Origin of the sequence: Bacteroides neonati (assembly GCF_000499785.1) — a bacterium.
Classification (GTDB): Bacteria; Bacteroidota; Bacteroidia; order Bacteroidales; family Bacteroidaceae; genus Bacteroides; species Bacteroides neonati.
Genome location: NZ_HG726019.1, coordinates 542020 through 555365, shown reverse-complemented (window position 1 = coordinate 555365; position 13346 = coordinate 542020). Strand labels below are relative to the sequence as shown.

The 13346-nt window shown below is 46.7% G+C and carries 6 protein-coding genes, 1 tRNA gene and 1 pseudogene; 1 reads left to right on the top strand and 7 read right to left on the bottom strand.

Annotated features, from left to right (window positions below; all coding sequences use genetic code 11):
* Nucleotides 1-70: 70 nt before the first annotated feature.
* A complete protein-coding gene (locus TY03_RS02240) occupies nt 71-2593 on the top strand; it encodes an outer membrane beta-barrel family protein (protein WP_042366953.1) in 2523 nt (840 codons plus the stop codon).
* A gap of 52 nt (nt 2594-2645) precedes the next feature.
* On the opposite strand, the pseudogene TY03_RS02235 reads toward TY03_RS02240, so the two are convergent.
* From TY03_RS02235 to TY03_RS02205, 7 genes and pseudogenes are all read right to left on the bottom strand, one after another.
* Nucleotides 2646-3899, bottom strand: a pseudogene (locus TY03_RS02235) (glucoamylase family protein); the annotation flags it as partial.
* Nucleotides 3900-3997: 98 nt separating this feature from the next.
* Entirely contained in the window at nt 3998-6346 is a 2349-nt protein-coding gene (locus TY03_RS02230; protein ID WP_042366949.1) for a glycoside hydrolase family 3 N-terminal domain-containing protein, read from the bottom strand.
* Between the two features lie 48 nt (nt 6347-6394).
* Nucleotides 6395-7915, bottom strand: a complete 1521-nt coding sequence (locus TY03_RS02225) for a RagB/SusD family nutrient uptake outer membrane protein (protein WP_042366947.1) — start codon at nt 7913-7915, stop codon at nt 6395-6397.
* A 59-nt stretch (nt 7916-7974) separates the two neighbouring features.
* The gene (locus tag TY03_RS02220; protein WP_042366946.1) at nt 7975-11028 is read right to left on the bottom strand and encodes a SusC/RagA family TonB-linked outer membrane protein; all 3054 of its coding nucleotides are present in this window, start codon (nt 11026-11028) and stop codon (nt 7975-7977) included.
* Between the two features lie 208 nt (nt 11029-11236).
* Nucleotides 11237-11318, bottom strand: a tRNA-Leu gene (locus TY03_RS02215).
* 98 nt (nt 11319-11416) lie between these two features.
* On the bottom strand, nt 11417-12430 hold the full coding sequence (locus TY03_RS02210; protein ID WP_042366944.1) for a S41 family peptidase: 1014 nt from the start codon (nt 12428-12430) through the stop codon (nt 11417-11419).
* A 32-nt stretch (nt 12431-12462) separates the two neighbouring features.
* Complete coding sequence (locus TY03_RS02205) at nt 12463-13329, bottom strand: DUF3316 domain-containing protein (protein ID WP_042366942.1); 867 nt, start codon at nt 13327-13329, stop codon at nt 12463-12465.
* Nucleotides 13330-13346: the final 17 nt, after the last annotated feature.

Genomic DNA, 13346 nt, shown 5'->3' with positions numbered 1-13346 from the left:
TTTGTCGCATTCCTGTGATAAATAGGATAACTTTGCGTCTTATTAGTTATGAACTCAAATCAATGTTACCATGAAGAACAAACTACTATTGTTATTTTTACTATTGTCTTTCCTTACTACGGTCGGCTATGCGCAGCAAGCGGTCTCCTCTTCGTATTCGATTAAAGGGGTGTTGTTGGATTCGTTGACGCAAGAAGGCGAGCCCTATGCAACTATTCGTATCGTAAAAAAGGAGGCACCTGCCAAAGCACTAAAGATGGCCGTCACTGATATGAAAGGTCGGTTTCAGGAGAAAATGAGCGCACTTCCCGGCCTTTATACACTTACCATCTCGTCGATAGGTAAAATAACCGTGGTAAAGGATTTCACATTGAAGCCCGAAGAAAAAACAGTCGATCTGGGGACACTCTACACAGCCGAAGCAACCAACGAGCTGAAAGGTGTTGAAGTAATTGCCCAAAAACCATTGGTAAAGGCTGATATTGATAAGATAGAATATAATGTACAGGATGACCCCGATTCGAAAAGCAACACAGTACTCGAGATGCTTCGTAAAGTACCTCTTGTAACGGTAGATGGCGAAGATAATATTAAGGTCAACGGCAGCAGTAGTTTTAAGATACATGTGAATGGAAAGCCCGATAATATGATGAGCAACAATCCGGTGGATGTACTCAAAAGTATGCCGGCCAATACGATCAAGCACATTGAAGTAATAACCAATCCCGGAGCTAAATACGATGCTGAAGGCATCGGAGGTATTCTGAATATCGTCACAATTGGTAGTGGATTTGAAGGGTATACCGCCACTTTCTCGGGCAATGCCAGCAATACCGGTGGCGGAGCCAGTGCGTATGCGACTATAAAAAAAGGAAAACTAACCTTATCCGGTCGGTATAGCTTTAATCTCAACTCTTCGCCGCGCTCTTATTCGAATGGTACGCAAGAGAATACGGCTGCAAAGACTGAGATTGTAAGCGAAAGTTCCTATAAAAGCGATTATGGCTTTCAGAGTGGAAACCTGGAAGGAAGCTACGAGATTGATACGTTGCGATTGATCAGCCTCGGTTTTGGTATGTATGGTGGCAACAATGACGGAACCAATGAGGGTTTTACGCAGATGCGTAATATAGGGGCTGCGGCACTTTCCGATCCGCTCTATTCGTACCGTACCAATGGAAACAGCAGTGGGTCGTGGTATTCTATTCGTGGAAATCTCGATTATCAACGTACATCGCGCAAGAACAAAGAACGTATGTTTACGCTTTCTTATAAGATAAATACGCGTCCCAGCACTTCCGACTCTAAATTCTGGTACAACGATATTAAGTTCACACCCGAGTGGTCGGACTATCTGGATGCCGTTTTGCTAAACCAAAGCTCCAATGGCAAACAGAACAGCTCCGAACATACCTTTCAGGCCGACTATACAACCCCTATTGCTAAAATACATACGTTGGAGACAGGTTTGAAATACATCATTCGTAACAATACCAGCGACAATAACCGATACAATGAAGAGGGAGAATACGACGCGTATCGCAGTAGTCATTACAAGCACCTGAACGATATTATGGCAGCGTATCTGGGATATGGTATCAAAGTGAAGAAGTTTTCGGGTAAGGCCGGAGTGCGTTATGAACGAACCATGCAGGACGTGAAATATGCCGATACGCCTGATCGTAATTTTGATTCGAACTTTAATGATGTAGTACCTTCGGCCAGTTTTGGCTTTAAGCTGACGGAGATGTCAAACATCCGCGCCGGATATGATATGCGTATATGGCGCCCGAGTATCTGGTACCTGAATCCGTATCTTGACGACACTAATCCTAGCTATATCCGCCAAGGAAATCCGAATCTGGAGAGTGAAAAAAGCCATGCATTCAACATTAGCTACAGTAACTTTACGCAAAAGTTCAACTTGAATCTCTCGCTGCGCTATTCGTTCAATAACAATGGTATTGAGAATGTAACAACATTGGTAAATGATAAAGAGATTGAAGGCTTGAAGAACCCTACGGGTAAAGAGGTACTGTACTCTACCTATCAAAACATCGGTAAGAGTAGCTCTGCCGGCCTGAGTGCGTATGTAAACTGGAATGCATCGCCCAAAACTCGTATATACATGAATATGAATGCCGATTATGATCACCTGAAGAGCCCGGCGCAAAATCTGGAGAACCGCGGATGGAACTTCTTTGCTTACGGAGGTGTACAGCAAACCCTGCCGCTCGACATTCGTGTGAGTTTGAATCTCATGGGGCAAACACCCTATACCACGTTGCAAGGCAGAGGAAGCAGCTTCTATGATTATAGCTTAAGTGTTAATAAATCGTTCTTGAAAGAGAAGCGATTAACGTTGAGTGCCTTTGCCGGCAACTTCTTCCAGAAATACCAAAAGAGTAGCTATACGACCGAAGGAGTTGGTTTCAAAAACACCTCGGACTCCAAATATTCGCGTCGTCGGTTCGGTGTGAGCGTCAGCTATCGTATCGGTGAACTAAAAGCCAGTGTCAAAAAAGCCTCTCGTAGCATCAACAACGATGATGTGAAAGGTGGAGGTGGCGATGGTGGGGGATCGACAAACTAGTCCATAAAGCAAAGGCTCTTGCTCAATCTAAAGAGGAGCAAGAGCCTTTTTCTTATTCTTTCATTCCCAATTTCTTTAGTCCGTTTTTTACATCCGGATGGCTCATGAAGAGCTTCCATAATAGGCCTGTTCGATAATTCTCGATCATGACAGCTATCGGACCTTGGTCAATGGCGAGGTATCGTTTCGGGTACCAATTGTCGGTTTCGCTGAAAGCGTCGTAGAATCCATATGGCCCCATGACCTTATCGCCCATCTTATAAAGGTGGCGCATTACCTGCAAGGAGTACTCAGGGGTGTAGACGATGGAAGATAGTGCAGCCGTGGGGGCAATGACCCCCAGATCATCGCGCTCATTGGGGCTATGGGCAGCATATCCGTTGACCGAATAGCTGGCGGTAAGTCCCCAGAGGTCGGGTCCGAATCCTTTGTAATGTTTGGGGTTGCGGATACAGTAAGCCCGGTTGACCAGTGTTAAGTTCCGCATTTCGTTAAAGTAGCTCGGGCAGTATTCATCACCCAACCCCACCGGATCGAGTCCGAGGAAGGAGTATTGTGCCCAAAACAGCGGTCCGGCTTCGGTACCTTGATAGCGTAGGTGGAGTTCAATACCCTCTACCTTATGTGGAGAGACGATGGCTCCGTTCTGTGCCCATCCTTCGTGATATACGGCTGCCGGAACGCCATGGGTAGGCGATGAGGCAGCTAGAATATACATAATCATACATTCGTTGTACCCGTGTACCGGAAAGTCCATATCCCATCCGTAAGTAGGGCTCCAATGCCAATAGAGCACGTTTTGTTCGCCACGGCGATACCAGTTCCAGTCAACATCCCGCCAAAGGGCGTCGATGCGCTTGGCTAAGGCTTGTTCCGGACGGTCGCCGTTTACGTAGTATTGGTGGGCGGTCAATAATCCCTGCATTAAGAAGGCTGTTTCAACAAGATCTCCCCCGTTGTCCTTTTGTCCGAAAGGTTGTACGCGTCCCGTTTCGCCATTCCACCAATGTGGGTACGCTCCTTTGAAACGGTCGGCACGTTCGAGAAACGATACGATACGTTCCATGCGTTCGCGACCCTCCTGAGGAGTAACGTATCCTCGGTCGATACCGGCAATGAGTGCCATGATACCGAATCCACTACCTCCCGAAGTTACTATCTCGGGGCCACCTGCCGGGTAGTTATGATCCATGTGATAACGTTCGCGAGCCATGCCGCTCGTGGCCTCGGCAGCCTCCCAGAAATAAAGGAAGGTGCGCCGTTCTACCGAATCTAACAATTCGCTATCGGTCAGCGTATCGGCAGCCGGAGTGGCTGTAACCGCTTTCTTGTGGTTCGTACACGATTCTGTTCCTGCCATTAAGCAAGCACAGAGGGTATACAGTCCTATTACTCTCAACCTTTTCATTGCAAGGAGAATTTAGTTGTCATTACATCCCGGCTGTTGCTTCCAATCATGACTTCAAAGTCTCCCGGTTCGGCAACAAACTTCAAGTCGTAATTGTAGAACTTGAGCATATCGGGTGTGATGGTAAAGTTGACCACGCGTGATTGCCCCGGTTGCAGGTAAATCTTCTCAAATCCTTTCAGCTCCTTCACGGGACGTGTAGTACTTCCTACAAGGTCGCGTATGTAGAGTTGAACGACTTCGCTGCCGGCAAACTGTCCGGTGTTGGTTACCGTTACCGAAGCGGTGAGGGAGCCATTCATAGTCATCGATGGATTGTTTACCGTCAGATTACTGTAAGTAAACGTTGTATAGGATAGCCCGAAACCAAACGGATACAGCGGATCGTTACTTACGTCGAGGTAGTTTGAACGGAACTTCTCAAATCCGCTGCCGGCTTTGAGTGGTCGACCGGTGTTTTTGTGTGCGTAGTACAACGGAATTTGCCCTACATTCTGTGGGAAACTCATGGTCAGCTTTCCGCTCGGGTTAACACGTCCGAACAAGACATCGCCAATGGCATAAGCCGCTTCCGATCCGCCGAACCATACATTCAGTATGGCAGGTACATTGGCTTGCTCCCAGTTGAGTACCAGAGGACGTCCGGTGAATAGCACCAATACAACCGGTTTGCCTGTGGCAACAAGGGCTTTGAGTAAGGTTTGTTGCACATCGGGCAAGGACAGGTCGGTGCGGCTGCTGCTTTCGCCGCTCATCTCGGACGATTCGCCCAGTGCAGCCACAATGACATCTGCCTTATTGGCCGTTGCCAATGCCTCTTGCAAGAGTTGTTCGTTGGTTCGCGAATCCCGATTCAAGGAGCGGCCAAACATGGTGGCGCGTTCCTCGTAAGCTGAGTCGGCTATCAGGTTGCTACCTTTGGCGTAAAGCAAGGTGATGTTTGCACCATTCTCTATCGTCGGTATATACCACGGTTCACTGGGTTGGTTTAAAGGCATCATATCCATCTGCCCCACCATCTGGCGCAATCCTTCAATGAGCGAAGGAGAGCGGTCGAGCACTGCAGCTACACTCCAGGTGCCCGGCATATTGGTGCGTGTGTCGGCCAATGGACCAATAACGGCAATGGTACCGTTGGCACGCAAAGGCAGGGTTTGGTTCTCGTTTTTAAGCAATACGAAACTCTCGGCAGCAATGCCACGGGCGGCGCGCCGATGAGCGGCTGTAAAGATGTCGCGTGCCGGACGTGCCGGGTCGCAGTACTTATAAGGATTATCGAACAGCCCCAGCTTATACTTTGCCTCCAGAATGAGGCGGCAAGCGTTATTCAATGTCGCCATCGAAACCTTGCCCTCTTTTATGGATTGTGCGATGGTTCCTACGAAGGCATCGCTTACCATATCCATGTCGATCCCTGCATTCAATGCTTGTGCAGCGACTGTTTGCTGATTGCCTACGCCATGGTCGATCATTTCATTGATGCCGGTGTAGTCTGTTACTACGAATCCACCAAAGCCCCACATATTGCGTAGCACATCGGTCATCAGCCACCTATTGCCGGTAGCGGGCACACCGTCTACTTCGTTGAACGAGGCCATCACACTACCTACACCTGCTTCTACGGCAGCCTGGTAGGGTAGCATATACTCATTGAACATGCGTTGGCGGCTCATGTCTACCGTATTGTAATCACGCCCTCCTTCGGCAGCTCCATAAAGAGCAAAGTGCTTAACGCACGCCATGATCTCATCATTGCGCTTCATGGCTTCGCCCTGATACCCTTGAACCATCGCTTTGGCTATGAGTGCCCCCAGATAGGGATCTTCGCCCGATCCTTCGGAGACGCGTCCCCAGCGAGGATCACGACTTACATCGACCATGGGTGAGAAGGTCCATGAGATACCATCGGCCGAAGCTTCGACTGCTGCAATGCGTGCCGATTGTTCGATAGCCCCCAAATCCCATGTACAGGATAATCCCAAAGGAATAGGAAAGATCGTTTCGTAACCGTGAATAACATCCATGCCGAAAAGCAAAGGAATACCCAGTCGGGATTGCTCTACGGCTAACTTTTGTACATCTCGTATTTTCTCTACTCCTTTCAGATTAAATAATCCGCCTACTTGTCCGGCTTGTATCTTCTGAGCGATATTGGCACTTTTGGCCTGCCCGGTCGTTATATCGCCTGCTGCGGGCAAGTTAAGTTGACCGATTTTCTCTTCGGTGGTCATGCGGCTCATGAGCGCATCGATGAATCGATTCATGTCCTGCGGCGACTTCTGAGCTTGTGCAGTCAGCGCCATCGCCAGCAGGACGAATGTGAATATATAGTTTCGCTTTTTCATATATTTATTTTTATACCGGTGTTTATTTACCCCGATGTCTCCTTGAAATTAATAATTCGGGTTCTGTATCAAGACACCCTTCGACTTATCTATCTCGGTTTGAGGCAAGGGTAACAGTGCATTTTTAGGTTGATAGTTCACCTTACCTGCTGCATGTAACACATCGGAAGCAATGCCCCAGCGTACAAGGTCGTAGAAACGGTCGAATTCCATACCCAACTCAACTCTGCGCTCGTGGCGAATGGCATCGCGAAGAACGCTTTGCGACAGGGAGGTGATTTTGGGTAACACATTGGCGTTATTGCCACGGGCGGCAGCACGCACTAACTCCAAATCGGCATTGGCTTCGGCAGTTTTGCCCAGCTCATTGGCACTTTCGGCTGCCATCAATACCACGTCGGAATAGCGGATAAGACGAATGTTTACCCAAAAACCTTTGTTGGTAAACTCACGGCGCAGGGCAGGGTCGGTATAAACCTTCTTGTTAAAGGCAAAACCCATGGCTTGCGATACAGGCGATTCCTTGTAAGGGGTATTGGTGTTTTCCGGAGTGACCGGGTCGGTATCTTCCTTGCGGAAATAGAGTAACGTAGCGTCACGTCGGGGATCTCCGGCCTCGAAAGCATTATACATGAGCGGAGTGGCCATATGCCATCCCCAACCTAAATCCCATTGATTGGCACCACGTACACCTTGCACTTCGGCAAATTGGCTGCCGATCTGTGTACTTGCAGGCATGGCAGCGGTGGCTGTGCATTGTAGTTCGAAGATAGATCCGCCGGAGTTTTCGCCACGGTCGGTAAATATTTCATCATAAGGTGTATTTAAGTTGTAAAGTCCACTCTGCATCACATCGTTGGCAGCTACATAGAGGCTGTCCCAATTGTTGCGCATCATGAACGTACGAGCATGAAGCGAACGTGCAGCTCCCCATGTGAGACGACCCAAGAACTCGGGACTCCATTGTTCGGGTAGTAAAGACTCTGCTGTACTCAGGTCGCTATCTATCTGCTTATACAGATTGGCAACTGCCGTCTTGGGCACATTGGCATCCGATGCTTGATTGACCCGGATGGTTACGAGAGGCACTTCGCCGAAAGCACGGACAAGGTTGAAATAACAATAGGCGCGGAAGAACATTGCTTCGCCACGATTACGACGGTCGTTGTCGGTCAGTTTACCGGCGGCTTCGGTATCGGCAATGGTTTGTAGAATATCATTGCATTGGAAGATGACCGCGTAGTTCTGACTCCAGTAGGCACCTAACAAACCATTGGTAGGGGTGTATACAAAGTCGTCATACATCTGTGCCACGTCGGATCCGTCGCTGATAATACTTCCTTTTTCACTGTCTTCGCTGCGGAAACAATGGATGGCAAAAGCCGGAGCACCGGCGGTGATGTTATAGTCTCGCATCATGGTGTATACATTGTATATCTTACCGTCTACCAACGCATTGGGGTTATCGTCTTCGGTGAACTGCCCTTGGGGGCTGCGGTCGAGAAAATCGTTACAACTGCTTGTCAGTGCCGCAATGGCTACCAGCAAAATGAATTTATATCGTTTCATTATGTATGAGTTTAATTGGTGAATAATCGCTTATCGCACTTTGTGAGTGCACGAAGCATTTAGAACGTTAGGTTAATACCAAATGTATAGATGGCCGGAACCGGATAACTACCGTTGTCTACTCCGAAGGCAATAGCCGAGCCACCCAGTTCGGGTGTGAAGCCGGTATTGTGCTTCCATGTTTTCAGGTTCTGTGCATTTACGTAGAGTTTGAGTGCTTGCAAGCGGATTTTGGCAAGCAATGTTTTGTCAAACGAATAAGCTAGTTGCACATTGCGAATACGGAAGAAGCTACCGCTTTCTATAAAATACTCAGAGTTGAACGAGTTGATAGAATGCTTGGTATTCAACAGTGGTTGCGAGTTAGAGGTACCCTCGCCGTGCCAACGGTCGAGGCGTTGATCCAGGTAGTTGAATTGGGCAAAGTTGTAATTATCCCACGTGCGGAATATCTGATTTCCGCCTTGGCCCATCATATCGACAGCCAGATCCCAATTTTTATAAGACAAACCTAAAGACATACCATAGGTGACGTCAGGTGTCGGGTCGCCAATCTTGGTACGGTCTGCGGGAGTAATCTTACCGTCTCCATTCACATCGGCAAACTTCAAATCACCGGGTGTTACCGTTGCCAATGTGTTGGTAGGCGATGCACTGATCTCGGCCTGATTCTGATAAATACCATCTACTTTGTAACCATAGAAGAAGCCGATCGGATATCCTGCTTCTGTATAGCTTTGACTCTTATCGCCTGCAATGATCGAATATCCTTCCTGTACCAAGCTCTTTACCTTATTATTGATTGTAGTCAGGTTGGCACTCACTGAGTATCCCCAGTTGCCAATCTGATCGCGCCAGGTGGCAGCCAGTTCAACACCACTATTCTGAATTTCGCCAAGGTTGCCGATACCGGGTATGGTTCCCGAAATGCCCGGTATGCTGGCCAGCAGGTCTTTGGTATTCTTTTTGTAATATACACCTTCGAAATGGAGTCGGTTGCGTAGCATATTGGCTTCGAAACCGGCTTCCCAAGCTTCTACCTTTTCCCAACGCAGGTCGGGGTTGGGCAGGTAGGCTAACTGATAGCCCGGATAGATAATAGATGGGTTGCCAAATACTGCCGAATAAGCATTCTTTAATAGAGGTTCGGCCGGATAAGCAGTATCAAGATTCTGGTTTCCTAATGTACCCCAAGAGCCTTTGATCTTCAGCATGTCGAGCCATTTTATTCCCTTCATGAACTCTTCTTCGCTCATCAACCAACCGGCACCCACAGAATAAAAGTTTTGCCATTCATTACCTGTGTAGGAGAATGCCGAAGAGCCATCACGGCGGAAGGATCCGTTAAATAGATACTTGCCTTTGTAATTATAGATCACACGACCCAACATAGAAACAGTGCTTCGTTCCCACTGAGTGCTTCCGTTGGTGGCGGTGGCAGCATCACCAATGCTGACGAACCATTTATCAGGGTCGTAAGGAATGACCAATCCGACACCTTGTTTGCGGGCTGCATCGAGACGGCTGAGCGAATTATAATAGGTGGTAAAACCGACAGTAGCCGTTAGGTTGTGGGTGCCTTCTTTGAAGCTGTTCTGGTAAGTTAGTACATAGTCGCTTTGTACTTTTGTTTCGTTCTGCTTAAACTGGCTCACCTCAGTCTTTCCGGTGCCTAGCGTGGCTATATTGCCAGATACCGTAGGGTCGTACACTTTAAGAATAGGCATGTAAAGCCGTCCGTTGTCCGAAGCATAATCCATGGAAAAGGTAGCCCGGGCAGTAAAATACTTAAGAAAGTTAAGCTCGCCATAAATGCTGCCCGAGGCACGATAATTCTCCGCTTTATTGGTGTTGGCTTGCAGGTCTACTTTAACCATTGGGTTATTGATCTGCGCCTTTTGGAACTCGGGTAAGGCGGTATAGAGTCCATATTCATCATTGAATATCGGTGCAACAGGAGTGGCTCGAATAGCATCCAATACCTCTTTTGCATCTGTTGGCAACATACGTGCCCCGTTGAACTGGAATCCTACTTTTAAGTTATCGGTAATTTTATACTCATTGCTGGCATTGATCGTTACCTTGCTAAACTTTTCATGTCGGATGTTACCTTGTTCGTAAGCATATCCTACGCCGAGGTAAAAACTATGTTTAGGAGAGGCACCTGTAATACTGATGTTGTTGTTGGTTAAGAAAGCTGTTTGAAAGATGGCATCCTGCCAGTTGGTATTGGCATTCCAATTATTGAAATTGAATGGGGTGGCACCTTCGTTTGTCAGTTGTTCATTGTATAGCTCTTTAAACTGTGACGCGTTGGTAAGGCCGATTTTATCAACTACCGATTTCCAACCGAAAGAGGTGTTGATGTTCACCAATGTCTGTCCTTCTTTGGCTTTTTTGGTTGTGATGATAATGACACCATTGGCACCCCGTACACCGAAGATAGCGAGTGATGAGGGATCTTTTAAAATCTCCATGGATTCGATGTCTTCCGGATTCAGGAAGTTGATGTTGTCATTGAATAATCCATCGACGATGTATAAAGGCTTGTATCCGTTGATAGAGTTGGTGCCTCGTACGCGGATTTCCGGATCGGCACCTGCACGTCCTGAGTTCACAATTTGTACACCGGCAATTTTTCCTTGCAACGAAGATAGTGGATTTGTTGCTGGTTTATTAGCAATCTCATCTCCTTTGATATTGGTTATCGAACCGGTCAAATCACGTTTCTTGGCACTACCATATCCAATAACTACGGTTTCGGCCAGCATCTGTGAGTCGTCTTTCAGAACCACATTAATTACGTTCTGCAATCCGACGGTGATGTTTTGTGGCTTCATTCCCACATAGGAAAATTCAAGTACATTTTCGGGTACCACAGAAATAGAGTAGCCGCCATCCAACCCGGTCACAGTTCCGGTAGCAGTGCCTTGTACTACTACCGACACGCCGATCAGTGGTTCGTTCTGTATATCGGTTACGGTACCTGTAACCGTTTTTACCTGTGCAAGTAGGGGTGAAGCGGTTAACAACAAGCAGGTAAGGGTCAGAATATTTCTGAGCCACGAAATTCTCTCCCGTAGGAGGATTGGTTGTAAGGGTTTAGGTCTCATTTGGTTTAATTTTACTATATAGATATTATAAATTGAGTATACTTAAGCTGTCCGGTCACTAAATTAGTGGTCAGCGAAGTACACTTTGAAACAAAATAGAGAAGAAAAGGTTTCGTTGAAGAAGCAGAATGTAAATCTAACCGTTGAGAGGTTTTAAAAGCAAACAGCGTCTTTGGAAACAATTGTTTCCAAAGACGCTGTTAATTTGTGCGGGTGATAGGACTCGAACCTACACGTCGCGAAACACCAGATCCTAAGTCTGGCGCGGCTACCAATTACGCCACACCCGCAAATTAATTATCGCTGCTATTTTCGTTAGCGGTGCAAAGATAGTGATATTTTCTTATCTGGCAAGCGAAAAAGCGATAAAGTTTCATTTTCTATTGTATTATCTTTCCAATTGGAGCCTTTTACGCGCTGCTTCAATAATTGTATCGATGTTTTTATTGGCGTCTTTACTGTCCATGTTTACTTTATGATCGGGCTCAATTCCCCATTCTATATGGTTCATTTTATCATCAAAGTGTGGACTGGCCGAAAATCGAATCGTCCATCCATTAGGAAGTTCGGAGGTGAAGGGCATTCCGCCGCCGCCACCTGTTGTGTCGCCTATGATAGTTACGTTGGGCAATCCTTTCATGTGGTTTACAAAGTCATTGGCGGCACTATATGAGTGGCGATTGGTTAGAACGGCTACCGGTTTTGTCCATCGCACCCCTCCGGCTGGTATCAGATAGATGGGATATGGTGTCGAGAAGTCATTATGTCCCGATCCGGTTTTGTGCTGGATGTATCCGGTTAATGTTTTCTTCTCAACGAATCTTGAGGCTATACGCGCCGAGTTGGTAGCATTGCCTCCACCGTTTTGACGTATATCAATGATGAGGCCGTCGCATGCAGAGAAGTAAGAAAGTATATTATTTAGGTCGGTTTCATCCAACGTGTTTTGGAAACTCTCATAATAGATATATCCAATGTTATCATTCAGAATCTTATACTTTATTCCAGAAAGAGTGCGGTAACTACGGCCCAGGTAGCGATTATCCACAAGGATGTTTTCATCAAAATTGCGTACTGAGTTGGTTGTGACATCGTAGCCCGACTGATCAAAGGAGGATAATAAGTTGACATGCCCGTCTTGTAAGTAGTTGAGCATTTCACTCAGCACGGCAAATAGTTGCTGTTCGTCCATCTGTGGCTTGATCTTTTTGGCGGTTTTGTCACCGATAGCTTTCCAATCAATGTTTTTATATTCAAAGAAACAGTATTGTTCATCAATTATCTTCCATAACTGCCTGAAGTTTCCTTCGGGATCATCGGCATATTTTTCCTCGCCAATACATCCCGATAGTTGTATTAGAAAGCAAATTGAAAAGATCCATTGTATCCATTTTCCTTTCATCTCCTCATGCTCAATGTTTACATTCTGTTTACTCAGTAGGCTCTTACTGCTGCAGGCAGTGGTGTACCTTTTTTATTGCGTACCAAGTACATGTCTTTGACAAATCCCATCATAAATACGTGGGAGTACGTATGCGTCTTTATGTCATTAACGTGCGATTGTTGTAGGTCTGCCACATAGCTAACTCTCATCTTAGCATAGCGGATAGGCAGGTCTACCGAAAGCATCTGCCGTAAAGAGGGCTGGTTATGTAGTGAAGTGAATTGAATAACCTTACTGCTATTGCCCAGTGTAAATATCTCATAATACGATTGTCCTTTCTCTGGCGAAAACATGACTCCCATTACAGGCAGATTGGCCTGATAGCGGAGTACGATTGGGTATCGTTTAATTCTCAGATGCCAGATGGCCATAACCGAAGCATCCAGATTGATGTATCCGCGTGCCGATGCCGGATTGTTCGTGTTGCGAAGGTTGTAAACAAACCCTGCATTGATGTCGCCTAGTGCCCCGGCCAATAGTTTAAAGTTGTTGGTCAGCCGGAATTGATAGTGAAGACCATAGTTCCAGTTTACCAAGCCGGAAAAAGTATTATTGTTATTGGTGCGGTTATGTGTGTATCCGATATCGGCTTGGAAGAGGCTTTGTATCGATACCCTTCCACCGCAAAGGTTTGTCATCCGCATTGTTTCATTTAAGATGCGGAAATCAACACCTTTGTATTCCTGAGGCGAGAGATAGGTGTCGAAGACATTTGTATATCCCATCCCGAATAAGGTGGCTCGTGTGATATACCGATTGGCCGATAGCGAATCAGAAAAAGGCTGAGCAATTGTGTTGCTGCAATAAAGCAGTAGTATCCCACTCAGGTAGATGATAAAGCGTATGTTTTTCTTCATTCGTACATCGGCGTATG